Origin of the sequence: Pseudomonas frederiksbergensis (genome assembly GCF_035751725.1) — a bacterium.
GTDB lineage: Bacteria > Pseudomonadota > Gammaproteobacteria > Pseudomonadales > Pseudomonadaceae > Aquipseudomonas > Aquipseudomonas frederiksbergensis_A.
This window is the reverse complement of sequence record NZ_CP142104.1, coordinates 4,847,407-4,872,936: the sequence shown is the minus strand read 5'-3', so window position 1 is coordinate 4,872,936 and position 25,530 is coordinate 4,847,407. Positions and strand designations below refer to the sequence as shown.

17 protein-coding genes, 1 tRNA gene and 1 pseudogene are annotated in these 25,530 nt (G+C 60.8%); 9 read left to right on the top strand and 10 right to left on the bottom strand.

The window, feature by feature from the left end; genetic code table 11:
* Window positions 1-11: 11 nt before the first annotated feature.
* Both VQ575_RS21785 and VQ575_RS21780 read right to left on the bottom strand, forming a co-directional pair.
* Window positions 12-245 carry a DUF7683 domain-containing protein gene (locus VQ575_RS21785; RefSeq protein ID WP_039592147.1) on the bottom strand — a complete coding sequence of 78 codons (234 nt, stop codon included), beginning with the start codon at window positions 243-245 and terminating at the stop codon, window positions 12-14.
* Window positions 242-1,519, bottom strand: coding sequence for a colicin E3/pyocin S6 family cytotoxin (locus VQ575_RS21780; RefSeq protein WP_325918403.1), 1,278 nt, complete (start codon window positions 1,517-1,519; stop codon window positions 242-244). Before VQ575_RS21780 ends, VQ575_RS21785 begins: the two co-directional genes overlap by 4 nt.
* Before the next feature lie 149 nt (window positions 1,520-1,668).
* Between VQ575_RS21780 and VQ575_RS21775 the strand changes: the two genes are divergently transcribed.
* Window positions 1,669-2,214, top strand: a complete 546-nt coding sequence (locus tag VQ575_RS21775; RefSeq protein ID WP_039592146.1) for a DUF4256 domain-containing protein — start codon at window positions 1,669-1,671, stop codon at window positions 2,212-2,214.
* A 155-nt stretch (window positions 2,215-2,369) separates the two neighbouring features.
* On the opposite strand, the gene VQ575_RS21770 is transcribed toward VQ575_RS21775, so the two are convergent.
* Window positions 2,370-3,875, bottom strand: coding sequence for a hypothetical protein (locus tag VQ575_RS21770; protein ID WP_325918402.1), 1,506 nt, complete (start codon window positions 3,873-3,875; stop codon window positions 2,370-2,372).
* Between the two features lie 103 nt (window positions 3,876-3,978).
* Window positions 3,979-4,383 (bottom strand): DUF488 domain-containing protein, encoded by a 405-nt coding sequence (locus VQ575_RS21765; protein ID WP_039592210.1) that lies wholly within the window; start codon window positions 4,381-4,383, stop codon window positions 3,979-3,981.
* Window positions 4,384-4,667: 284 nt separating this feature from the next.
* On the opposite strand from VQ575_RS21765, the gene VQ575_RS21760 reads away from it, so the two are divergent.
* The 5 genes from VQ575_RS21760 to VQ575_RS21740 all read left to right on the top strand — a co-directional run bounded on the left by VQ575_RS21760 (window position 4,668) and on the right by VQ575_RS21740 (window position 17,835).
* A complete protein-coding gene (locus tag VQ575_RS21760) occupies window positions 4,668-10,163 on the top strand; it encodes a two-partner secretion domain-containing protein (RefSeq protein WP_325918401.1) in 5,496 nt (1,831 codons plus the stop codon).
* Between the two features lie 90 nt (window positions 10,164-10,253).
* The gene (locus tag VQ575_RS21755) at window positions 10,254-11,918 is read left to right on the top strand and encodes a ShlB/FhaC/HecB family hemolysin secretion/activation protein (RefSeq protein ID WP_325918400.1); all 1,665 of its coding nucleotides are present in this window, start codon (window positions 10,254-10,256) and stop codon (window positions 11,916-11,918) included.
* Between the two features lie 355 nt (window positions 11,919-12,273).
* Window positions 12,274-13,095 carry a response regulator transcription factor gene (locus VQ575_RS21750; protein WP_325918399.1) on the top strand — a complete coding sequence of 274 codons (822 nt, stop codon included), beginning with the start codon at window positions 12,274-12,276 and terminating at the stop codon, window positions 13,093-13,095.
* Complete coding sequence (locus VQ575_RS21745) at window positions 13,095-15,482, top strand: hybrid sensor histidine kinase/response regulator (RefSeq protein ID WP_325918398.1); 2,388 nt, start codon at window positions 13,095-13,097, stop codon at window positions 15,480-15,482. Before VQ575_RS21750 ends, VQ575_RS21745 begins: the two co-directional genes overlap by 1 nt.
* Window position 15,483: 1 nt before the next feature.
* The gene (locus VQ575_RS21740) at window positions 15,484-17,835 is read left to right on the top strand and encodes a TonB-dependent receptor (protein ID WP_325918397.1); all 2,352 of its coding nucleotides are present in this window, start codon (window positions 15,484-15,486) and stop codon (window positions 17,833-17,835) included.
* Here VQ575_RS21740 and VQ575_RS21735 read toward each other — a convergent pair.
* On the bottom strand, window positions 17,819-18,904 hold the full coding sequence (locus VQ575_RS21735; protein ID WP_325918396.1) for a sensor domain-containing diguanylate cyclase: 1,086 nt from the start codon (window positions 18,902-18,904) through the stop codon (window positions 17,819-17,821). The genes VQ575_RS21740 and VQ575_RS21735 overlap by 17 nt on opposite strands.
* A 206-nt stretch (window positions 18,905-19,110) precedes the next feature.
* Here VQ575_RS21735 and VQ575_RS21730 point away from each other — a divergent pair, with 206 nt between their 5' ends.
* On the top strand, window positions 19,111-19,455 hold the full coding sequence (locus VQ575_RS21730) for a hypothetical protein (protein ID WP_325918395.1): 345 nt from the start codon (window positions 19,111-19,113) through the stop codon (window positions 19,453-19,455).
* A 413-nt stretch (window positions 19,456-19,868) separates the two neighbouring features.
* Entirely contained in the window at window positions 19,869-20,228 is a 360-nt protein-coding gene (locus tag VQ575_RS21725; RefSeq protein ID WP_039592140.1) for a DUF6124 family protein, read from the top strand.
* Window positions 20,229-20,414: 186 nt separating this feature from the next.
* On the opposite strand, the gene VQ575_RS21720 is transcribed toward VQ575_RS21725, so the two are convergent.
* From VQ575_RS21720 to VQ575_RS21700, 5 genes and pseudogenes are all read right to left on the bottom strand, one after another.
* Window positions 20,415-21,437 carry a hypothetical protein gene (locus VQ575_RS21720; RefSeq protein ID WP_325918394.1) on the bottom strand — a complete coding sequence of 341 codons (1,023 nt, stop codon included), beginning with the start codon at window positions 21,435-21,437 and terminating at the stop codon, window positions 20,415-20,417.
* A gap of 331 nt (window positions 21,438-21,768) precedes the next feature.
* Entirely contained in the window at window positions 21,769-23,106 is a 1,338-nt protein-coding gene (locus VQ575_RS21715; protein ID WP_325918392.1) for a hypothetical protein, read from the bottom strand.
* 209 nt (window positions 23,107-23,315) lie between these two features.
* Window positions 23,316-23,604: pseudogene (locus tag VQ575_RS21710) on the bottom strand (barstar family protein).
* 63 nt (window positions 23,605-23,667) lie between these two features.
* Window positions 23,668-23,997: a hypothetical protein gene (locus VQ575_RS21705; protein WP_325918390.1), complete on the bottom strand. Its 330-nt coding sequence runs from the start codon at window positions 23,995-23,997 to the stop codon at window positions 23,668-23,670.
* Window positions 23,998-24,285: 288 nt separating this feature from the next.
* Window positions 24,286-24,370, bottom strand: a tRNA-Leu gene (locus VQ575_RS21700).
* 108 nt (window positions 24,371-24,478) lie between these two features.
* Between VQ575_RS21700 and queA the strand changes: the two genes are divergently transcribed.
* A complete protein-coding gene (gene queA / locus VQ575_RS21695; RefSeq protein ID WP_325918388.1) occupies window positions 24,479-25,528 on the top strand; it encodes a tRNA preQ1(34) S-adenosylmethionine ribosyltransferase-isomerase QueA in 1,050 nt (349 codons plus the stop codon).
* Window positions 25,529-25,530 lie beyond the last annotated feature (2 nt).

Genomic DNA, 25,530 nt, shown 5'->3' with positions numbered 1-25,530 from the left:
CGTGCCGCTCCTTAATCTATGTTGCAGGTGAGCTGAAATATATGATCGTCATCGTAAAAACGCTTTCCGGCCAATGCTTCAATAGCTGCGGCTTGGCTGGGGCTCAGGTTATAACCTTCGTCGCCGCGTTGGGGGGTGGACCATCCCATGATTTGTTTCAGTTGCGCATCGCAGTTTTCGGGAAGATCAATCTCAAAAACTAAGAAGTCGCTAGATCTGTCAAAAGCTTCAACAATGTATTTCAAGGTTCTACCTCACGTGTATTGTCTGCATCTTTGGTTTGTTCACCGGTTTCGGAGTCAAATTCCCCTAGGTGTTTTCCACGTTTATTGTATTTTTCGACTTTCCCATGCTGGCATTCCCATTCGTAGATAGTCCCGTCCCTTGTTTTCCATCGCTTACGTAGACCTCCTCCGCCTTTTACCGGCGTTTTGCGAGTGGCAATTTTTGCATCAGGAAATGCAATAAGCCCTTTAGGAGGCGGATAGTATTTATGGTCTCCTTTAGCAGGCCGAGCAAACACCACATAAAGCGCATCCAGCCCCGTATCCGCCGGAAACACCAAGATACCGTCATCCGCCGTAACATCTTCTCCCGGCAGCCCATCAATCTGACTGTCGACGTCCTCCGCGATCGGATGGACGAGGATCGTACCCAGCTGTTTGCCGATGTCGTCGGGGTAGGTCAGCGGTGGAAGCGAACCAAGTGGGGTTTGCTGCGGCGTCCAAATGAGGGTGATGCCGTTGAGCGTCGCCTCCATCGCAGTCTGGTCGGCGTTCCAGGTCACCTGCACGGTGCGTACCGAGTCGTCGCCCGAGGGACCGCTGTGAATCCCGTACACCTGGAGCACGCCGTCGGCGTCGCGGCGGAATTGGAAGCGGACACGGGTGGTTGCGTGGCTCAGGCGGCGTAGCTGGTCGTCGGTGTAAAGGGTGCCGTCGGCCATTTTACTGGGCAGCATGCCAAGGACGAAGACGCTGGCTGGGCCGCCCGCGCCGCGTACCGCCCAGGTGAGGCGCTGTTGCATGATCCCGCCGCCGGCGATGCGGCCCAGCGCGAGGTCGGCGCCAAGCGCCGAGGCGATTGCGGTACTTGCCGAAGGCATGAGCATGGCGCCCGCCAACATGATCCGGCCGAAATTCGAGGCGGGTTCACGGGTTGTGCCGGCGTCTGTACTGCGCCAGTTTTCAGCAGTGCAGGATTTTGCGAATACCAGGTCATCGCGGGACTTGGGCAACGGCCATTGTTCCGGAGCCCTGAAGATCGGTTTAGGCTCAGCCGTCGGTCGAGGCAGGAAACCGCCGCCTGAACTGACGAGCCCCGGCTTCACCAGTAAGAAGTCGCCGTTCCTGACCGCCTCGACAATGTCGTCGTGGTGGGTAATCTCCGACAACGTTCCAAACTGATCCATCCCGTTGATGGTCTGACCGCGCATCAGTGCGTCATCGACCATTCGGGCAGCCTGATCGAGTGCCTCGGTCTGCTCGGCCCCTTTTTCCGCACTCCTTATCAAGCGCATTGCGATCCTTGCGTTTCAAATAGGCGGGCTATTCTGGTGAGGCGCGCCATGACCAGCAACGCAAGGACCTTTGCGGCATATGTCTAGTCTGGAAAATTTCAGCCGCCGGTCCTTGGTAATAATTGGTGGATTGCCACGGATTCAATGACATGAAAAAACAAGAACAAGAAAACCTGCTCAAGACCTTGAGAACCCGTTTCGAACAGAACCCCAACCGCCATCCGAACATGTCTTGGATCGACGTCCAGACCCGGCTCGAAAACAGCCCCAATGCCCTTAAGTCGCTCCAGGCCATGGAAGCCACCGACGGCGAACCCGACGTGATCGGCCAGGATCCGAAAAGCGGCGCCGTCACTTTCTGCGATTGCGCCAAGGAGAGCCCGACCGGCCGCCGAAGCCTCTGCTACGACCGCGCCGCGCTGGATGCGCGCAAGGAGAACAAGCCCAAAGGCAGTGCCATGGAGATGGCCGAGGAAATGGGCATCAGCCTGTTGAGCGAAGAGCAATACCGAGCCCTGCAGACACTCGGTGAGTTCGATGCCAAGACGTCCAGTTGGTTGGCGACGCCTCCAGAACTTCGCGCGCTCGATGGGGCGATTTTTGGCGACTACCGTTATGGCCGGGTGTTTATCTACCACAATGGCGTGCAGTCGTATTACGCGGCGCGTGGCTTTCGTGGGGTGCTGCAGGTTTAAGACAACCCGTGGCGAGGGAGCTTGCTCCCGCTGGGTTGCGTAGCAGCCCCCCGGCGGTGAGGCTGGAAAATACGGGTGGCAGGTTTTGAGACTGCTGCGTAGTCGAGCGGGAGCAAGCTCCCTTGCCACGGAAGTCGCAGGCGCTGCAAGTTTCTTTACTCGAAAGCCAGAACCTCACAACCCTTGGCCTCAAGTATCTGCGCGAATTCCGGCAACCGCGCCACAAAATCCGCCTCGAACGCGAGGTACCGATCCAGCGCCGGCACATAACGAATCTCCGGCTTGATGCGCGGGATATCCTTGGTGGACAGCTTCACCACTTCATTGCTGCGTTGATTCCAGAACCACGCCAGCGTGTGCGTGCCAAAGGTGTTGGCGCGGTAGCTCCACACCCACCAATCACCCTGCCCACGGGACACATGAAGCTGCCCATGGAACGTGCGCAGCGTAATCACCTGCTTGGGTTGGGTGACCAGCAGGCGCGTGTCCTGGCGCAGTTCGCTGCCGAAGCCGTCCAGTATCGCCTTCGATTTGGCGCCGGTGATGAAATCGAAGCGCCACGCCAACAGTACCGTCTCCTGATAACCCGAGTGCTCGATGTTCGGCCGCGCGCTTTCGCTGAACAGCAAAATCTCGTCACCGCCCAAGTAAGCGGTGGATGCCCGTAGCTTATAAGCCTCGGCGGGTATCGGCTTGGCGGCGATGGCCTGTTGCGTGTCCTGGTTCCAGATCCAGCAGCGCTTGCCGTTGTGCTGCATGAACAACAATCGGCGACCGCCGACCGACAGGAGGGTCAGCTCATCCGAGTCCTCGAAAACCACCTCGCTGCTGTCCGCCGTGATCCGCCAGATCCGCGTCAGGTGCTTGGGTTCGTAAATGCGCTGGCGCTCGAACATTGCCTCGTCCACGACGACGCAGGGCTCTTCGAATGCCTGCCACTCCAGCCCGGCAGGGCCGAAGTCCTCGATGGCGTCGCCCCGGCGAATCTCGTATTTGAATCGATCATCCGTGCTGTAATCGCCGTGTTTGACTTGGCGTCTCCACAGGCTGCGCTGGGCGTTGGCGTCGATTAGCCTCAGGTCCGCGCCATCCGCCTCATCGGTGCGTTGTTCGAGCATGTCCTGTTCGGCGGGCGGCCACTGGTTGTAGTCGATCAAAAAGCACAGCCAGCGATCTTCGTCCTGCTCGGTGATTGCAGCCCAACCGTTGCGGTAGTTGTATTCATGCACGTAAGTGGGGCCGGGATAATCGTGGACTTCCTGCAACCAGTTCAGCTTGCTGCGCTTGGGTTTGGCCGGTTTTTGCTCGATCACCGCGGGCTCCGGCGGCTCGATCAACATCGGCGTGAACCTCGGCTCGCCACGTGGGCTTTGCCAATGCCGGGCGAACGCCTCGCGCTGATCGGAGGGAAAGACCACCGGCCGATAATCATCGCCGCCGGCGTCCAGGTTCCACAAGTCATAACCCTGGCGCGCCAACACCGGCGCCAGCGCGTCGAAGCAGACCTCAGGCATTTCGTTGGACAGCTCATCCAGCAGCGCCTCGAACCCTGGGCCGGCAAACACACCGACGCCGGGATAGTAATGCCGCAACAGCCCGAGCAAGTCGCTGCCCGGGGTTTTCCAGTCGATGTGGACCAACGGATCGAATTGCGATTGCATTACGGTGGTCTTCCTCGTGTTTTCTCCGCGCCGATCTTAGGCAAATCAATAACCCGTGGCGAGGGAGCCTGCTCCCTCGCCACGGGGCAAAGCAAAGCCCATCTCAGCGCTCCGGAAACTCATCCAGATAACACACCGGCGAGCTCCCCTCCGCGCGCTTCTCCACCTCATCCTCCAACCACTGCGCCAGAACCACCGCATTGTTCTCGACCGTCGACCTGGCCGCATACACCAGGGTAAGCGTCCCGCCCCGCGCCACGTCCACCAACTTCCACCAATGCTCCGGTCGCGCCGCCAGCTCACGCCGATAGGCTGCGCTGAACTCGGCGAACGAAACCGCCCCCGCCTTGAACGTCTTGCGCAGTTCATGGGAAGGCGCCACCTGCGGCAGCCACTCGGCTATCGCCAAGGCATCCTTGGGACGATTACGCGGCCACAGCCGGTCGACCAGCACCCGCACGCCATCCTCGGCGTTGGCTTTTTCATAGGCGCGTTTGCATTGGATCATCACGGCCGGCCTGTGGAAATTCGACCGACTCAGCATAGATCGCCCAAGACGAGGCGACCAACACCCCATCCTTCGTAAAAAAATCTTCATCCCATCCCCTCAATCAAAAGCCCTGGGCGCTCCAGCAAAGGAGCGGCGCCCGCGCGGCAGACATGATGGCGCGGAGCACTGTGGGATGTTGCGAGCCGCAATCCGCCCGGATGCGTTTTTCCATTTGATTTGTCGACAGCGAACCGCCTGGTCGTCATGGCGCGACCCGCCGTATTAAGGATGAGTGAACAGAAATGAATAGAGCTTACCGAGTCGTCTGGAATGCCGTGATGGGCGCGTGGCAGGTGGCATCCGAGTTGGTCAAGAGCCATGGCAAGGATAAAAGCCGTACCACGCTCAGCCTCGTCATTGGCGTGGGCGGCGGTGTCTTCGCCTCGGTTGCTGCGGCGGGGCCGTTGCCGTCCGGCGGCAACATCGTGGCGGGTAGCGGCAGCATCCAGCAGAGTGGCGCGGGCATGGCCATTCATCAGGGCAGCGACAAGCTCGCGATTGACTGGCAGAGCTTTTCCATCGGCAAGGGCAACACCGTCGAGTTCGTCCAGCCTGGCGCGAAATCCGTCGCCTTGAATCGCGTATTAGGCTCGGACGTGTCGGTGATCCAGGGCGCGCTGAAAGCCAACGGCCAGGTCTTCCTGGTCAACCCCAACGGCGTGCTGTTCACGCCCGGCGCGCAGGTTGATGTCGGGGGGCTGGTGGCCTCTACGCTCAACTTGTCCACGGAAGACTTTCTTGCCGGCAACTACCGTTTCAGCGGCGACAGCGCCGCATCGGTGGTCAACCAGGGCAACATCAATGCCGCGCAAGGCGGCACCATTGCCCTGATCGCGGCAAAAATCGTCAACGAAGGCACCATCACCGCGCACAAGGGCAATGTGCTGCTGGGCGCCGGCCGTGTCGTGACGCTCGACCTGGGCGGGCCGGTGCAGTTGGAAGTCAAGGAAGGCGCGTTGCAAGCGCTGATCGAAAACGGCGGTGCCATTCGTGCCGATGCCGGCAAGATCCTGCTGACCGCTCGTGCGGCGGAAACCCTGGCCAGTACGGTCATCAACAACACCGGCTTGATCGAAGCCCGTTCGCTGGATATCGGTGAGAACGGCCTGGTCACGTTGATGGGCGACCAGGGCGATGTGCATGTCGCCGGACGCATCGACGTGTCTTCCGACACCGCCAAGGGCGGCAAGATCGTCGTGACCGGCGAGCGCGTGGCCATCAAGGGCGGCGCTGAGCTCAACGCCACCGGCGCCAAGGGTGGCGGCGAGATTTATGTGGGCGGTAGCTGGCAAGGCAAGGATGCCTCGATCAAGCAAGCCAGCCAGACCACCATCGCCGCCGGTGCGGTGCTCGATGCATCGGCGACCGATAACGGCAAGGGCGGCACCGTGGTGGCCTGGTCCGATGTCAAGAAACCGGGCAGCGTGACGCGCGTGGACGGCACCCTGAAAGCCACCGGCGGCGCCAAGGGCGGCGACGGCGGCAAGGTCGAGACCAGCGGCGCGAAGCTGGCGGTGAGCAAAGCCGCCGATGCCTCGGCTAAAAACGGCAAGGGCGGCTTGTGGTTGCTCGATCCGGACAGCGTCACGGTGGCGGCGGGTGACGGCGGGTTGACCGGTGGCACCAACGGGACAGACGCCACGGTCGGCTTCAACGCGATCAACACGGCCCTGGCCGGCGGCACCGATGTCGCGATCAAGGCCGACAACACCATCCACTGGAACGGCGACTACACCCCGACGAGCATCAGCGGCGAGCGGACGCTGACCTTGCAGTCCGGGCACAACGACGTCGGAACCGGTCGCTACGTCTTTGGCAATATTTTCCTCAACGGTGACATCGACGCCAGTGGCGCGGGCAACGGCAACAGCCTGGCGTTGATCTTCAACGGCAAGATGGCGCTCAACACCGACGTCAGCCTGAAGAGCAACGGCGGCAACATCGTGTTTGCCGGCGTGGTGGATTCCGATGCAGTAGCCAACAACCGCCAACTGCGTGTCGACGCCGGTTCGGGCTCGATCATCTTCAGTGACATGGTTGGCGGCAACAGCGCGCTGGGCGCCCTGTACGCGAGCACCACTGGCGCTGGCAAAACCTTTATCAACGGTGCAAAAGTCTTCACCAGCGGCGTGCAGGTCTACAACGGTGCCGTTGAGATGGGCACCTCGCAGTTCCTGAACGCCGACTTCGAAAACGGCCTGGTCGGGTGGAAGACCTCCATCGACCAGTTCTTCACCGGCGTCACCGTGGTCGATGGCGTGGTGTCGCCTGATGATCCGACGTTGCCGACAACCTCGCCCACAGGCGGCGGTACACCGAGCGTTTCGCCTGGCGACCAGGGCGACATGGACTACAAGCCCCTCACTCCGGTCGCCGCGGCTGGCCAGGGCAAGGACGGCGGCGCTGCGCTGCTGTTGGGTACCGAGAACGATTCCAACTGCAATAACGCCCCCGCCGGCTGCATCATGCGTGGTCCTTCGGTAGTCAGCGAAGGCACGGTTTCCCTGGCGGCAGGGGAGGCGGTCAGTTTCGATTACAAACCGGTTGCCGGCGGCGATACCTACGATGTCTTCGGCTATCTGCTGAACGTCAACACCGGCGAGTACCAGATCATCCTGAACGAAACGGGGACCGGTATCGGCACGGTGGATTGGAAAAGCCATACGGCCACGGCTGACAAGGCCGGCACTTACAAATTCGTCTTCGTCTCGGGGAGTTTCGACGAGACCGCGGGCAAGCGGGTCGGCGGTTCGTTGTACGTCGATAACATCAAGACCAACACCTCGGGCAGCAAGGGCCTGCAAGGCAGTTCCATCACCTTCAACGGCAGCCTCAACAGCACCGATAACAACCTGGCCATCAAGGCCGACGATATCAACTTCAACGGCGGCGTCGGCAGCGTGACCGGCAATGGCTCGATTGCCCTTGAAACCAACACCCCGAGCAAAAACATTGCCGTGGGCGGCAGCACCGGCGATGCCCCCGGTTCGTTGGAACTGACTGGCACCGACATCAGCGCCCTGGGCGACGGGTTCACCTCCGTGAAGATCGGTGGCGCGGACATGACCGGCGACATCAGCATCATCGAAGCGACCCGCATCAACGACAACCTTATCCTCGATGCCGGTACCGGCAATATCCACATCAATGACCAGTTGACCGTGGCGGACGCACCCGGCACCGGCGACGATGACGGCAAGCCGGCCCCGGTCCTGGCGTTGCAAAGCAAGGGCGGCAAGATCGACCAGACCGCTGGCGGCGCCATTGTCGCCGATGGCCTGGTGCTGCTGGGCGACGGCGCGACTCATGACCTGGACAACGCCGCCAACGACGTCAACACCATCGCCAGCGACACCGGCACGGTCAGCTTTGCCGACGTCGATGACCTGACTGTCGGCGTGGTGACCATTCCCGACAGCCAGACCCCGGCCAACCCGCAAGGCGTGCCTGTAGCCGGCATGACCCAGACCGGTGACCTGAACCTTGTCGCCGACACGCTCACGGTCGGCCAGGCGTTGCTCACCCAAGGCAATACCAGCCTGAGCGCCGATGAAATCGACCTCGCCGCGAATGTTGCCGGTGGCGGCAGTCTCACCTTGCAGCAGAAGACCCCAGGCCTGGATATCCATGTGGGGGGCAGCGACGACCCGGAGGTGACTGGGCCTAACGATCCGTTGGTACTGTCTGACGCTGACCTGGCGAATATCCAGGATGGCTTCGACAAGGTCGTCATCGGCAACGACAAGACCCGCAACATCACCGTCGACGATGAAGGCGCGACGCTCAAGGACGATCTGGCCTTGGTCGCCAACGGCGTGCTCAACTTGCTGGGCGACCTGACCCTCAAGGATCCCGAAGGCACCGACGAAGACGGCACGACCGGCAAGGGCCTGACCCTCAGCGTCGACGCGGGCAAAGGTGCGACACAGGCAACGGGCGCGACCATTACCGCAGACGAGTTGGCCCTGCGCGGCGAAGGCGATTTCGACCTGGGCAAAGGGCATGACGTGAGCGTCATCGCCGCTGATGTAGGCAGCCTGAAATTCGCCGGCAATGGCAACCTGACGGTCGGCGTCGTGGACGGTACCGTGGGCATTACCTCCGACGAAGCGGTCACCCTGAAAACCGACCACGACCTGACGCTGGTAAAAGGCATCACCATCGAAAATGGCCCACGGGATGACGTCGGCCAGGGGCAAACCCGCGCCGACGACATCATCACCCTGGAGGTGGCGGGTAAAACCACCCAGGCTGGCGACGCCGGGGCCAAGCTCGATGCCAGCGGCCTGGTGCTGCTGGGCGGCAACTATGCGCTGGGCAACACCGGCAACGTCATCGGCGATATCGCCAGCGACGCGGGCAAGGTCCAGTTCAACAACAGCGGGGACCTCAAGGTCGGTTCGCTGACCGCGACCCATGTCGACGGCACGCAGACCACCATCACCGGCGTGAACAACACCGGCGACGTGAGCATCGGCACCCAAGGCAACCTGGCAATCAACGAAGCGCTGGCCACCAGTGGCAACGTGTTCCTGAATGTCGATGGCAAGACCACCCAGAACGCAAAGGGCAACATCACCGCCGATGGCCTGGCGCTCAAGGGCGGCAATTTTGACCTGCGCAACGCCAGCAACTGGGTCGGCGACATCGCCAGCCGGGCGAATGACGTCAGCTTCGTCAACCGCAGCGACGTCACCGTCGGCAGGCTGACCGAGACGGCACTGGACGGCACCCAGCTGGATCAGATCGTCGGCATCGGCAACACCGGCAAAGTCCAGGTGGTGACGACCACCGGAAACATCACCCTGGCCGAAAACGTCAGCACCACCAGCGGCGCTTCCGATGCAGTCGTGCTCAACGCCGGTCAATCCGCTTCGGCGGGCGTGGCCACGGGCGGTGACGTGAAAGCCAATGCGGGCGTGACGGTGTCCACCGGCGCGGGTGGTCGTGCGGTGATCTACACCGGCAGCCTTGCCGGCAGCACCGGCGTGGTGAATGTGGTGGGTAGCGGCAGCGGCAACTTCCGCTACAACAGCGACGAGCAGCAGAGCAATTTTGCTCGGGCGCTGGGCAACGGCGTTCATGCCGTGTATCGCGAGCAACCTACGCTGGTGGTATCCACCAACGGTGCGACCACCCAGACCAAGCCGTTCGACGGCCAGACCACGTTCAATGGCGGCGGTGTAGCCGGTTTCGACGCCAACGGCCTGTGGAACGGCGACACCAAGCAGATGCTCGGCCGGCCGGTGTATTCGATCGGGAGTCCGGAGGTGGGCACGCACCAGATCAACATCGGTGGGCTGGCCGACCTCGGTTACCTGATCGTCAGCGACCCAGCCAACGCCAACGTCACCGTGACCCAGTCGTTCGACATTGAAGCCATCCAGCAAAGCGTCGCCGATGCCACACGGGTCGGTGCGCAAGTGACTTCGCCCCACGCTCCGGAGCTCAATCCAGCCCAGCCGAAACCGACTGACTGGTCCGGCGTCGGGGTCGAGGACGGCGGCTTGTTGCTGGTGGACCAGGGCGGCACGCGTGCCAACGGCCCAGGCAATGGCGACGGCGATGCGGCTGCCCAGGCCCAGGATGCCGACAGCGAGCGGGAACTGGCCGGTAACGTCTGCGCCGATGGCGGCGTATCGGGTGGAGGCGCCTGTGCGGCTTACCCGCCGCAGACCGTGTTCGTCGTGCGCGGCGGCGTGCGCTTGCCAGGTCCAGGTCTGGCCATGCGTCCCTGATCCCCACTTTTCCCTTTGAACGAGCCCCTTGGCCGCGTCCCCGGACGCGGTCACGGGCTCAGGCAACCCGCATTCTTCGAGACATATTCAATGCATAACAAATTGATGTCCTGCGCCGCTGGTCTGGCGTTGTTGTCCACTTCCCCGGCCTGGGCGGCGACCCTGCCTGCGCGCCCGATCCCCGATGCCGGCCGTATCCTGCAGGAGCTGCCGGTTCCCCAGCAGGAACTGCCGCAAAGCATTCGCCTGGATGTAGAAGCACCGCAACCGGCGCAGGAAAAAGTCGGCGGCGCCAAGGTCCAACTCAACGCCGTCCATTTCACCGACAACACCCATATCGACGAGGCCAGCCTGCAACGTGTCGTCGCGCCGGCCATCGGTAAGGCCCACGACCTCGACGAGCTGCGGGAAGTCGCCCGGCAGGTCACGCTTTACTACCGTGAGCACGGCTACCCGTTTGCGCGTGCCTACCTGCCGGCCCAGCGCATGGCCAAAGGCGAGCTGACCATCGCGGTGATCGAAGGGCGTTATGGCAAAGTCACCGCCGTCAACGACGATGCGAAACTGGCCGCACAGGCGCAGCCGTTCCTGGACGACTTGAAGCCGGGCGAGGTGATCGAGCGGGATCGCCTGGAGCGCAGCATCCTGGTGCTCTCCGACCTGCCCGGCGTGGCGGTTCGTCCGGTCATCCGCCCGGGTGACGAACTCGGTACGGGCGACCTCAACGCCCAGGTGAGCAAAACCAAGGCCTTCGAAGGCAAGGCCACGCTGGACAACCACGGCAACCGTTACTCGGGGCGCAACCGCCTGACGGTGCAAGGTGACTGGAACAGCCCGATGATGCTTGGCGACAAGCTCAGCGCTGCCGTGATGGCCACCGATGAAGAACTGTATTTCGGCAGCCTCGGCTACTCGATGCCGCTGGGCACGTCCGGCCTGCGTGGCAACGTCGGTTATGCCCAGAGCGCTTATGACCTGGGCGAGGAATTCGCCGACCTGGGGGCCACCGGTACCGCCGAGGTCAGCAGCATCGGCTTGAGTTATCCGCTCATTCGCAGCAACCAGGCGAACCTCATGCTGGCCGGGCAGTACCAGCACAAAGAGCTCGAGGACAAATACGAAGTGCTGGGCCTGAGCTTTGAGAAAAGCAGCAACTCGCTGCCCATCAGTTTGCAGTTCGACGTCAGGGACACCTTGCTCGGCGGCGGCATCACCTACGGCGGCGCGACGCTGACCTACGGTGACCTGAAACTCGATTCGGCCCTGCGCGAAGGCGACCGTCAGACGGCCCAGACCGAAGGCCAGTTCAGCAAAGTCAACGTCGACCTCGCCCGCCTGCAAGCGCTGCCTGCCAACTTCACGTTGTTCGCCCGTTTCCTCGGCCAATGGAGCCAGGACAACCTCGACTCGTCCGAAGATTTCAGCCTCGGCGGCATCGATGGCGTGCGAGCTTATCCACAGAGCGAAGCGTCAGGCGACGAAGGCATGCTGACGCAGATCGAACTTCGCTACCCGATCGACAAGCTGACGCCTTACCTGTTCTGGGACGCCGGCAAAGTGCGCATCAACCACAACGAATGGGCCGACGAGGAAAACACCCGCAGCCTCTCCGGCGGCGGTGTGGGTTTGCGCGCTCAATACGGCCAGGTTTCGTTCGACGCAACGGTCGCGTGGCGTCACTCCGGCGGTGAAGCGCAGAGCGACACGCGTCAGGAAAATCCGCAGTTACTGGCTCAGATTGGCTACCAGTTCTAATTGGCTGCTGCTCATTAGGAACTCCGCTAACCCGTGGCGGTTCGGCACAGTTAGTCGAGTACATCTCCGTTGTGGCGAGGGGGCAAGCTCCCTCGCCACGGTCGAGTGATCCGCTCGGTCCCTCTCGCCTTGGCTGACGTCCAGACGCCGTCACCTCTTGTTTAATACTCCTCATCCCCCGCCAACAATGTCCCGCCCCGAACGGGGACGACCGTTTATCGCCCATTAAAAATTTGATAGCTTCAGTTCTCGCCTTACCTGCCGTTATATCGACTTGTTGCCGGCCCGATACGTGTTTCCTCGCCTGGCAATTTCGCGACAGTGACCTGGCTAAACACAACAAGAGACCTGGCGAATGGACAACGGACGACATGAAAGGCAGGCAGCGGCGGCGTCCGAGTCGCTGCCGCATATTCTGCTGATCGACGATGTCCCCGAGGACATCCGCGCCACGCTCATCCTGTTGAAGACCCAGCCCTGGCGCATTTCCCTGGCCAGCGACGCCTACCAGGGCTATCAACGGGCACTCGCCCTGCGCCCGGACCTGATCGTCCTGGATGTGCACATGCCGCAAATGGACGGCTTCAGCCTGTGCCGGCTGTTACGCGAAGCTCCGGCCACCCGGCATGTCCCGATCCTGTTTCTCTCTTCTGCCAATACATCGTTGGAGCGCTTGGAAGGGCTGACCGTTGGCGCGGTGGACTACATCCCCAAATCCTGCGCCCCGGAAGAAGTGCTCGCACGCATCAAGATTCACCTGCAATTGACCTGGCGCGCGCCACCGACCGTTCATGAAAGCCAGGCCGACCCGGAGCCGCAAGGCGATGAAATCGTCCTGCGCGCGGCGATGCGCCTGATTGAAAACCAGCTGGACGACATGCCGCCCCTGGCCAGCCTCGCGCAAAAGGTCGGCACCCATGAAAAACGCCTCACCGCGATTTTTCGCGAACACCTGGGAATGACCGTGTTCGCCTACATTCGCGATGCGCGATTGCGACGCGGCCAGGATCTGCTCTGCGAAAGCGCCATGAGCGTGCAGGACGTCGCCGAACTGGTGGGTTTTCGCAACGCCTGCAATTTCACCACTGCCTTCCGCCAGCGAATCGGCATGACGCCCAGCCAGTTTCGCCAGCAGACCCTGGGCCTCGTTGAAACCGAGTCGGCCGGGCGCGCCTGATGCGGCTCCTACAGTTTCTACTGCTGACGATAACGTTGCTATCCACAGGCCTGACGCATGCGGCGCCTGTGGATATCTGCCGCGCCGACCATCTGAACCTGATGCCCGTGGCGCAGATTTTCGAGGACACCCAGGCACGCCTGAGCCTGGAACACGTAGCTCAACTCCCTGATACGCAATTTCACGCCGCAACCCCAAGCTGGCCGACGCAGGGTTACAGCCGCTCGGCATTCTGGTTGAAATTACAACTGACTAACTCAAGCGCTGCGGTGTGTTCGCGCCTGTTGGTGGTCGGGGCACCGCGCCTGGAAGACATTCGCGTCTACCAACCGGGGCATGAGGCCCACGGCGGCGGCGCCTATCCCCTGGCCGAATGGCCCCAGCCAGCGGCGCGTCAGCCGGCGTTCCCGGTGTCGTTGGCGGCGGGGGAGAGCGCCACGGTGTTAGTCCGAGTGGCGAGCAATTTCCAGATGCTGCTGGAACCGGAACTGTGGTCCGAACCGGCGCTGCTGCGCAGCCAGCAACAGACGTACCTGAGCGACGGGCTCAGCCTCGGCATTGTCCTGCTGGTGGTGCCGTTCGGTTTTATCGTCGGCTGGATCCTCCGCTCTCGACTGCTCACCGTGAACGCCGGCGCGGTCCTGAGCTACATCCTGCTGACCTGCATCCTCAACGGCTACTTGATGTACTGGCCCAGCGCGCTGGGCTGGACGCGCGAGCTGCTGACTTGCGCCAGCGCTTTCTCGTTCGTGCTGTTCCTGGCCTACTTCCGGGTGCTGTTGCAGGTTGCCCGTTTGCCCAAAATCATTGGCTGGAGCTACTGGATGCCGCTGTTGGGCTGCATCCTCGGCCGACTCTGGTGGCTGAAGATCGATGCGGTCCAGGGCGCGCAAATCGTCCAGATGTCCCTGTTCAGTTTTTACGGCGTCCTGCTTACCACGCTGTTCATGGCCTGGCGCGCACGCCTGAGCTACAGCTGGATGGCCTGGCTGGTGCCGGCGCTACTGCTCGGGCAATTGCTGATGCGGATTTTCTTCCCGCAAGAACAACTGCCCTGGCAATCGCCGGAAAACAAATACAGCCTCTCGTCCACCCTGGCGGGCGTGGTGTTGCTGGTGTGCACCTTGATCATGGAAGTCGCCCGCAGCCGCAACCGTGAAAAACACGCCCTGTCCACCCTCGACCAACAACGCCAGGCCGAGCACGAACGCCTGGAAAGCACCGTGGCGCTGCGCACCTCGCAGTTGCGCGAATCCCTTGAGGCGCGCAGTGCGTTGATGGCGCGGATCAGCCACGACCTGCGCTCGCCGCTGGTGCGCATCATCGACTATGCGCGCCTGCTGCATGCCGGGCCCAACCGCGACTATCAGGCCACCATCGAGCGCAACGCCCGCCAGCAACTGGAACTGATCGACGAGATGCTTGAATTTTCCCGTGGCGAGCTGGAGCAGATGCAACTGACCATCGCGCCGGGTTATCTGTACGGCTTTCTACAGGAGGTCGCCGACGAGGCCGGCTTCCTTGCCGCGCGCCAGGGCAACAGCTTCAACGCGGCACTGGCGCAAGATCTGCCGCCCTTGGTGGAGGCTGACTTCAAACGGCTTCGGCAGGTGCTCATGAACCTGTTGGCGAACGCGGCGAAATTCACCCGCGACGGTCAGATCCGTTTTGAAGTGAGCTGTTCTCCGGGAACCACCGCAGACACCGTGGAGCTGCGTTTCAGCGTGATCGACACCGGCATTGGCATCGAACCACACGAATTCGAACAACTGCTGCAACCGTTCCGCCGCGGCCGCAACGCGCAGCGCTACGAAGGCAGCGGGCTGGGCCTGTCCATCGTCACGCAGTTGCTGGAACGCATGGACAGCCGCCTCGAACCCCAGGCCACGGGGCAGGGCAGCCACTTCAGTTTCCGCCTGCAACTCAAATGCGCCCAAGAACACGACTTTGAAAACGGCATCGTCGACAACAACATCACACCGTTCGACGGCCAGGGTCAGCACATCCTGCTGGTGGACGACGTCGAGCAAAACAGCGAATGGCTCTACGACCTGCTGGCCGGCTACGGTTTCGACGTCAGCATCGCGGCGAACGGCGAAGACGCGTTGGCCTGCCTGGCGGATCAATCGATCGACCTGCTGATCAGCGACCAGATGATGCCCGGCATGGACGGTTGGGAACTGCTGCGACAGGTGCGCGGCCGTGGGCACGATCTGCCCGTGATGCTTTATTCAGCGATCCCGCCACGCAGGCCGGAAGGTTTCCCAGAAAACCTGGCCTTCGACGCGGCACTGCTCAAGCCCGCCGACAGCCGCGAATTGCTGGCGCGGATCAAGACACTGGTTTGCCCGGACACGGTGCATCGCGAAATGGCCCGGGAGTTCTAGCATGCCGGTCCTGCGTTATCGGCTGCTCTTGCTCGGCAGCGTTTGCGCGTTGCCTTGGGTGTCGGTCCACGCCGGCCCGGAGACCCCCGGCGCCTTTACGCTCGACGAAACCACCGTCACCGCTCGCCGCCGCGAGGAAGACCCGCAAGACGTGCCGATCCCGATCAACGTCCTCTACGGCGACCAACTGGACGAAGCCGGCCTGCATCGACTGCAAGACATCCAACAACGCGTGCCGGGCCTGGTGGTTTCCGGCCATGACGCCCGTTACGCCGGCTTCGGCCTGCGCGGCTTCGGCGCGACGGCCTATAACGATGGCCTGGAAGGCAGCGTCGGCACTTACGTCGACGGCGTTTACCAGGCCCGCCAGGGCATGGCCTTCACCGAGTTGATGGACATCGAACGCATCGAAGTCCTGCGCGGGCCGCAAGGCACCCTGTTCGGCAAGAACACCACAGCGGGCGCGCTGAATATCATCACCAAGCAACCGACGTTCCAGCCCGAAGCCAACCTCGAAGCCAGCTATGGCGAGCGTGGCCTGCGAGAATATCGCGGAACGATATCCGGGCCGCTACAAGACGATGTGCTCGCTGGCCGACTCAACGTGTTCGACAGTTCCAGCGAAGGCTCCGTGGAAAACCTGCAAGACGGCAGCCGCCTCGGCGACGCCGACAGCCAAGGCCTGCGCGGCCAGTTGCTGTGGACGCCGAACAGCGACTTCAGCGCCCGTTTGATCGCCGACTACGCCGAGCAAAACGAAGCTGGCAACGTGCTGTTGGTCAACCACTACAGCGAGCAAACCCGCAAGCGCGCCCGATTTGTCGGCTATCCGCTGGCGCAGCCCGACCCTTACCAACGGGAGAACCGCATCGACGCGCCGGGGCGTCCACGAACCCTGCAAAACGGTGTGTCATTGGAATTGAATTGGGACCTGGACGAGGCGATGCGCTTCACCAGCATCACCGCCTACCGCGACTGGGACTACCGCGCCAGCCGCGACGGCGACAGCACCGCGCTCTCGGTGGCCCAATCCGAAGCCGAGCTCGGCCATCGGCAGTTCAGCCAGGAATGGCGCCTGTCCGGCACGGCCGGCTCGTCCGTCGATTACGTCGCCGGGCTCTATTACCTGCGCCAGCAGCTCGACCGGCAGATCGACGCCGAATTCGGCCCGGATGCCGCGCCCTGGTTCGTCGGCGACCAAGTGGAGGCACTGCGAAAACTCTACGGCATCACCTTCACCGATCCGAGGCAGGTGCCTTCAGTGCTCCTCGATGGCGCCCGGCAGCGCTACGACGGCGAACAGAAGGGCGATAGCCGCGCCATTTTCGGCCAACTTTCCTGGCGCCCAATCGACCCACTGGAACTCACCGGCGGCCTGCGCTACAGCCAGGAGCGCAAGGACGGCTGGATCTCCCGCGACGTCAGCAACCTCGCCCCGCTGACGGGTTTGCCCCCGGTGTTCCAGGCCGGTGGGCAACTGCTGCGCGACATCGCCCTCGGCGGTGCTTATTACCGCGAAGACTCGATCAAAGAAGACAACGTCTCCGGCCTGCTCAGCGCCAGCTACCGCTTCACCGACGCGGTGATGGGCTACCTCAGTTGGTCGCGGGGCTACAAGGCCGGTGGCATCAATTTCGACGTGATCGGCCCGTTCACCGCGCCCACCTTCGAGCCCGAGCGGGCCACGTCTTTGGAAGTCGGCATGAAAACGCGGTTCTGGGATCAGCGCGCCTTGCTCAACCTCGCCGTCTACCAGACCGACGTCGATGACTACCAAGCGCTCACCTACAGCCCGCCCACCTCGCTGTTTGCACCACCGCTGCGCGACAATCTGATCAACGTCGGCAAAGTCCGCCTGCGCGGCATCGAACTCGATTCCGCCTGGCAACTCACCTCCCGACTCACCGGCCGCCTGGGCGTGGCCTGGAGCGATGCGCGCTACCGCAGCTTCCCCAACGCACCGTGCCCGCCGGCCTCGGGCCAATGGACCTGCGACCTCAGCGGCGAGCGCCTCTACAACGCGCCGGAATGGAACCTCAGCAGCGGCCTCGACCACACCCACCCGCTGCCCTACGGCCTGGAAGCCTTCAGCGGCATCGACTACAGCTTTCGCACTGGCTACTACGGCACCCTCGAAGGCGGCGAAGGCAGCTATCAACCCAGCTACGGCCTCACCAACCTGCGCCTGGGCCTGCGCAGCCAGGACCGCGCCTGGGAAGTGGAGGGCTGGGTGCGCAACGTCTTCGATAGAAACTACATCACTGCCGTCTACTCACTGCTCGGCGCCGGCGACTACGGCGTCATGACCGGCAGCGAACGCACCATCGGCACCACCGTCAGGCTTCGCTATTGAGCGAAATAAACCGCGTCGGACAAAACGCCAAGCGATTGCCACCGGCCTTCTTCGACAGATACATCGCCTGATCCGCCTTACTGATCAGCCCATCGATCTCCTGCCCATGCTCAGGAAAAAACGCCACCCCGATACTCGCCGCAATCTCCACCGTCTGCGCCCCGATCAAAATCGGCGCATTCGCCGCCGCCAGCATCCGCTTGAGCAACGGCTCGCTGTCCTCCACCGCCTGCAACCCCACCAGCCCCGCGACAAATTCATCACCCCCGAGCCGCGCCAACGTATCGCCCTCCCGCAACGTCGCATTGATCCGCGCCGCGACGATCTGCAACACCCGATCCCCCCAGTCATGCCCATAACTGTCGTTCAGCGCCTTGAACCCATCCAGATCGATAAACGCAATCGCCACCTTCTGCTGATGAATCCGCGCCTTGCCCAACGCCTGCCGCATCCGCTCGGCCAACAACAACCGATTGGGCAACTGCGTGAGCGCGTCATACCGGGCATCCCGCTCCAGCAGCTGCAAACGCTGCTTCATCTGCGTCATATCGCCGAGCAGCGCCACGTAGTGCTGCACATTGCCGTGACGATCATGCACGGCACTGACGCTGATCCGCGACGTCATTTCACGGCCGTCCTTGTGGTTGCTTTGGATCTCCCCGGACCAATGGCCGTGGAAGTCCAAGGCGTTTTTCATCGGTGCGTAAAAAGAGGTGAGGCGACGGACCATGCGATGGGAATTCAATTCGCGGCCTTGCAGCTCGTCCTGGCCGTAGCCGGTGAGCCGCGTGAAGGCCTCGTTCACGGCGATGACCCGGCCGAATGGATCGACCAGAATGATGCCTTCGCGGGCGTGGCTGAATACGGTGGTCGCCAGCTCTGGGCAGAGGGTGTTGATGCGATTGTCCAGTGTGGCTTCGTCACGGGTGGCGGGCCATGTGTTGGAGTCGAAGCCTTGCTGGGCCAGGTAGGCGACCAGGGAGGAGAGTGATTTGTGCAGACGGGTGAGGGCATTCGTGGCGAGCCTGGAGTTGAGGCAGTAGCTGCGAATGAAGGTGCGTAGGTTCATGGGAAGTACGTGGTGCTCGGTTGTAGCGCTTGGGGTGGGTGGAGCGGGGATTATCGAGGTGGGGGTGCGGTGGGGTGTTTGCTGGAGGGGATGGGGGCTTTGCGGGAGGGGATGGAGTGGAAAGATTTTGGGGTGTAGCCTTGGCAACGAATCACAAGGCCGACCAGCAAAGCGTGTGAAATGAACAGAATCGGAGACGTTGGCCCATGACCTGCGAAGCCAGAATCAACAGCGTGAAGCCTGTCCCGGGCCAACGTGCGTTGCAAGTGGAGTTTGCCAACGGCAAGCGCTATGACGTTGACCTGCAGGCACACATCCGACAGTTCTCGGTGCTGAAGCCCTTGGACGATCCGTCCTTGTTCGGCACCGCCCAAGTGGGGGAGCGGGGCTTTGATGTACGCTGGGGTGATGGTTTGGAACTGGCCGCTGTCACCTTGCATCGGTTGGCGCTGGAGCAAGCCGGTGAGGTTGCCAACCCCCGTCATTTGAGCCTGGATGTCGAGCAACAAGTCCCCGCTGACGACCGTGGCCCACACCCGGCCACTGAGTAATTGGGGCTGCGCAGCAGCCCCTCTTCATCCATCGGCCAACCGCTCACCCCAGCCAAATGAAGCCCTGTCAGTAACGCCCGACAGACACCGCCATCGAGGCCTCACCAGCCCACGTCGCCTTGCGCCTTTGCCTACAACTACGCCAGAATCCGCCGGCTTGTGCGCCTTGGGCCGCGTCGGTAGTTTGGGACCTGTCACTGCTTATCAGTGATCGGGTTTAGTCGCCCAGGGTGAAACAGGTTGTGCAAGGCGTCATCCAGTCGGGATCTCCATCCTGCACTCGATGGTGGCTGTGCGCAGGGCGTCCTCGGACGCGCCGGTTTCTTGTTTCCCCGGTCGACTAACCTGCGTACAGCTGCCTCCCATCGTTTAGTCGCGAGCGGGTGATGGCTCCAACTACAGGAAGCAAGACGATGGCGAAAGTTACTCCGAATCCTCCCGACGCGAACGAACACGTCTCCCGTGCTCAGTCTGCCCGCAACAAGAAAATCGATGACGCTGCAACGCGAGCGTTGGATTTTTATCTGAAACCCAAGCCTAAGGGCGAAACTTCTGACAAGACCGATTCCATTCTCCGGATTGATCCGGGGGTGGACTCTGAGTGTTTGTTGGCGAATCTCAGTGAGAATCTGGCTTCGGCGAATGCCATGATCAGTGATTTGGCGTTTGACCTGGAGGGGGCAAGGCGGCATGTGGCGTTGGGGATTTTGCAGGTGATTGAGGTGAGTGAGCTGTTGGCGAATCGGGCTTTGGATATTGTTGAGGTGAGGTAGCGCGGCAGGGCTAAGCTCTGACACTGAATTGAAAAAAGGTCTTGCTTGGCAAGACCTTTTTTGTGTCCGAGGGAGACTGGAGTCTTCTATGTTTTACGTGGCCTATAGCAAGATTTCTGAGCTGGGGATACATGCAGGGATACAAGCTTGTGATCCCCCCTAGACTCCAGAGGACAGATTCAAATACTACTCGGAAAGCTTCAGCTTGAGGTTCCTGATGCTGTTTTGGTGCTTCTTCTCAAGTCGAATAAACCGTATGTCGATTTCACGGGTAATGGGAGAGAACACCAGGGCAGTCATGGTCCCATCACCCTGCGGGCTGGAGATCACGGAGGCTGCAAATGCTTCTCCACTCGGGACGTGATCAATCACGTAGTAACGGGCCTGACCGGTGCTACGTTGCCACTGAAGATGTCCTGATATGGTTACGGAATCTATTCGGCAGATGCCGCTTTCGATTTCTATGAACACATCGTCACTGATAACGTCGAGCGTGTGACTGTGCGGCCATTCCGGGCCGGCAGCAATCGTGCTGATATTTTGTGACGGCAAGCTATCCATTATTGTCGCTGCTGGTACCAACGTAAGAAGCAATTTTGTCGATCTAAGGAGCAGTTCGTTTTGGTATTGCTCGAAGGTGGAGTACGCACTGTGGTCGTTACGCGACGAGTCCAGGATCCTATCCGTAGGCAGAACCGTGAATTCACCGGTCGCTTGCGGTGCCAGAATACGCAGCTGATATTGCGACCAGCACAGAAGGGTGGTGCTCATTTCAAAACATTCTTGTGCAGTTCCCTGCATTGTTAGAGCAGGGAATTGTTCTTGAAGAGGCTTGGTCCATGTTTTGAATTCGTAGAGGGTTATTCCATGCTTTTCTGCCTTTTTGCGAGCGGGAGCGGTGTAGCCAGATGCGGAGACTATAGAGCGGTGAGTCACAGACGGCATGTCGATGAACTTCATGCATAGCTGCTCGACTTCAGCAACGTCCAAAGGCGTACCTTCTCTCTTAACCTCATACGCTTTGAACGCGTGAGTTATTTCGCCTGCCTCAGTAATCGTGACCGTCACGTCAACGTCACGCTCTTTCTCCGCAGCGGGATCGTAGACCATATCGCCGATAGTGACATCGACTGCATCTGGATCTGACTTGAGGCAACAGAGCCCCACCAAGTATTGAACCATCATCGGTGTGAGAGGAAGTTTGGGCATCGGTACACCTATGGTTGAAGTAGGGATGATTCGTCTTAAAGGGGATCAATGTCTAACCGAATGGTGTAGCAGTGATCGCACTCTCATGACTTTTGTCCCTCGGCTGCATCCGTCGTCCGAGCATTGGTTGGTGGTTCGATTGCTGGATCTGAGCGCGCCGCATCTGGTGAGCCGCAGTCTGCAACTCAATGAAAAACAATGAAAAAGGGGACGTGAAAAAGGGGACGGATTTATTTTCCTTGGCTGTCCGTCTCCGTTGTCTCCTAGATTGACCCTGGCACAAAACGCCCAGCCCCCAGCGTATCTACCAATAGAAGCTAGTCCCGCCGTGCTATCCCCGTTTAAGCAGCTTCGATACCCGGAGAGCGGCGAACCGCGTTAATTGGCCGAAACCGACCAGCATGCGCTTCAGTACACGAGCGCACTGCCCCAGCCTTTGCTGTGCAACCCTCAAAACCCGACGCCTATCAGCCACAGGCCGCGCATCAATCAAGCACAGCTTGGTAGTCGCCAAGGCCACCTTCGCCCCGACCGCCACTGCAACAGCAAGAAAATACAGCCAACGGTGATTCTTGGCTTTGTCATGCTGGCCGACCTGCGCCAACTGCTGCTTCAAGGAGGGCTTAACACCAGCAAGCCAGGGAATAATGCATTCGCTGGCCAAGGCTACGGTGTAACTGCTGATATTGTTGTCCACAAGGCCGGGTGGGCCATCAGGATTGACCGAGCAATAGCCACGGGGGACGTACTCACAAGTGCTAGAGAGTGGCGATGAGCGCGACATGCCATTGGAATAGTGCTTCACGGGGCACAACCGTAGGTTGTAGTCGTTGATCTCTTTGCGGATGGCGATCACATCCTCGTCGCTTATGGTTCTTCTCGTCGCGGCGTAAAAGCCTTTGGAGTCGTCCGGTGCGAAATCGATGAAGTAGCTGGCTTCACCTTCCTTGATGTGGGTGAAGGTCCACTGTGAATCGCTGCTCCACTGGCACGATTTCAAACTATCCAGGCCATTCGCCCTGCAGTAATCATCGTAGCGCCTGATCTGGCTCAGTAGGAACGCGCTGGCCTCCTGGGTGCTCGCTGTCGCCTCCTTCAGCAATGCGGTGTCTTCATTGGCGCCGTTGTCCGCCACGAAGAACACCGCGGCGACCAATGCCAGTGGAAACCAGAAGTGATCGTATATCTGACGGAAGCGTTCGGTCAGGTTGAGGTTGTCATAGATCAGCACCATGACGGCCCATCCGGTGATGGCGCAAAGCATCAACAAGGGGATCAGCCCGATCTCGCTGCCCAGTTTCCCGACGCCATTGATGGCGTAACGGATGGGCAGGTAATTGATGTTGGGGAAAAGGCCGAGGCAGTTCAACGCTCCCGGCAGGAGCAAGAGCGCGAAGAAGATGAGCACGCCTCGCTTCTTGCCCACCGTGTAGGCCGCTGCTGCCAGCAAGGGAATCAGCAGCAGCGACAGCATCATCAGATAGCCAAGCGTGTTCACCATTGCTTCGTCGGGCGACCAGTAGGTTCCGATGATTTGCCCGGCGTCGTTACGCCCGTTGAAGGTCGATGAGACGACGCCAAGCCCCTCCAGGATCTGGTGCAGGTTGTAGGCCGCGCCGTGGAGAAACTTTAGGTAAGGGTAGAAGAAAGTCCCTATGGAAATTGACATCAATCTGAGTCCTTCAATGTGGTGAACATTCCTTGGTTACTTGAAGCGCTTGTTGCCTGACGGGCCAGAAGGTGGGGAAGGGTGGCCATTGCAAATGTGCTATTCATCTTGCGCGGTCGTAGGCCAGCAAATGTTTTTGTTGCTGGCGGTACAACTGTGGGTCGATGACCTTGGGTGTCGCACCGCCAGCCGTCGCCGCGTTCTTACTTTCAGTCGAACTCTACATTTGACGCGAACGATGGATACTCAAGAGCTCAGCTCTTCAAGGCACTTTTGCATGAGCTCAGCATCTTTGGGTAAGCGCCTGGATAACGCATCCCACCCGGAAATTTTCAGGTGTACGGGCATTTCCACTAATCCGGTAATTGCGTCCCAGAAGGCATCCCAGTTACAGCCGTACCAGCCGGGGAAGCCGAGGGCATCCCTTAGGGTGGAATGGAGTTCGTTGGCACTCATCACTCCGTTTAGATCAATGTGTACAAGCTGTTGGCGGGTCATCGTTCGAACCTCAATAGCGTTTAAGGTCTGCGATCAGGAACTCAACGGAACGAGCGCTGGGGTTTATAGAATATCTTTCACGTAACCGTTAAGCGCGATGAGCGGAGCGTAAAGATCGTCCATTTTCTGCACCGCGTTGAAGTCCGCAGCCAAACGATGCAGCTCTCGGCCCAGCACTGTATCCACCCCACCAATCGCCCCCAACGCTAAATCCAGGCATCGGCTGATTTCGCCCTGAATCCCGGCCACATCGCCCCGCCGTATCAGCAACTCAAAAATCTCCCGGTCGCAACTGCCCATTAATGGATCATCCCGCAGAATCGGGCTGTGGCCTTCTGTCTCATAGGCCAGTTTGAGGGAGTAGAGAGCGACCGTTTCCAGCAGCAATTCCATGGGGTGAAATCCTTTGTGACTGGGTGGGGAGGGTGTGGCCACTCGAAGCATCGGTGGGTGCAGTGACATTTTTGTGAGCGCTTCGCGCTCAAGCGGGAGCAAGCTCCCTCGCCACAGGTTATTCCTCGCCATAGGTTGGGTATTTGGGGGCTGCTTTGCAGCCCAGCGGGGATGAATCCCCTCGCCACAAAAGGGATCGCCGTCAGATGAGATCTGCGTTGCTCGCGGCCAAACCACTTTCCTACAGACGAAAAAAAAGACCTTGAATTTCAAGGTCTTTCTTTAAGATGGTGCCCCGAGGGAGACTCGAACTCCCACTCCTTTCGAAAACGGATTTTGAATCCGCCGCGTCTACCAATTCCGCCATCAGGGCTCAATGGCGGCGAAGTATAGAGAGGTGCCTACCGTTGGTCAATCACGTTTCATGGTGAATTTTTAATATTTCCGCTAGACTTTCCGGCCCTGCTAGACGAACCCCATCATGCGTGTTGCTGACTTTACCTTCGAACTCCCGGATTCGCTGATCGCTCGCCACCCTCTGGCCGAGCGGCGCGCCAGTCGACTGTTGACCCTGGACGGGGTCAGCGGTGCCATGGCTCACCGTCAATTCTCTGATTTGCTCGAACATTTGCGCCCGGGCGATTTGATGGTGTTCAACAATACCCGGGTGATTCCGGCGCGTTTGTTCGGCCAGAAGGCTTCCGGCGGCAAGCTGGAGATTCTGGTGGAGCGGGTGCTGGACAGTCATCGGGTGCTGGCCCATGTGCGGTCGAGCAAGTCGCCCAAGCCCGGTTCGTCGATCTTGATCGACGGCGGCGGTGAGGCGCGGATGGTGGCGCGCCATGATGCGTTGTTCGAGCTGGCGTTTGCCGAAGAGGTGTTGCCGCTGCTCGACCGTGTCGGGCACATGCCGTTGCCTCCTTATATAGACCGCCCGGATGAAGGTTCGGACCGCGAGCGTTATCAGACCGTGTACGCCGAGCGCCTGGGGGCGGTGGCGGCACCGACGGCGGGGCTGCATTTTGATCAGCCATTGCTGGAGGCGATTGCCGCCAAGGGCGTGGAGACGGCGTTCGTGACGTTGCACGTCGGCGCTGGCACGTTCCAGCCGGTGCGCGTGGATCGCATCGAAGACCACCACATGCACAGCGAATGGCTGGAAGTGAGCCAGGAAGTCGTCGATGCCGTGGCGGACTGTCGTGCGCGCGGCGGGCGGGTAGTGGCGGTGGGGACCACCAGCGTGCGGTCCCTGGAGAGCGCCGCCCGCGATGGCGTGCTCAAGCCGTTCAGTGGCGACACCGACATCTTTATCTACCCGGGCCGGCCGTTCCATGTGGTCGATGCCCTGGTCACCAACTTTCATTTGCCCGAATCCACGCTGTTGATGCTGGTTTCGGCGTTCGCCGGTTATCCCGAAGCCATGGCCGCCTACAAGGCCGCCGTCGAGCATGGGTACCGCTTTTTCAGCTACGGTGATGCGATGTTCATCACCCGTAACCCCGCGCCACGCGGGCCCGAGGAAACCGTATGAGT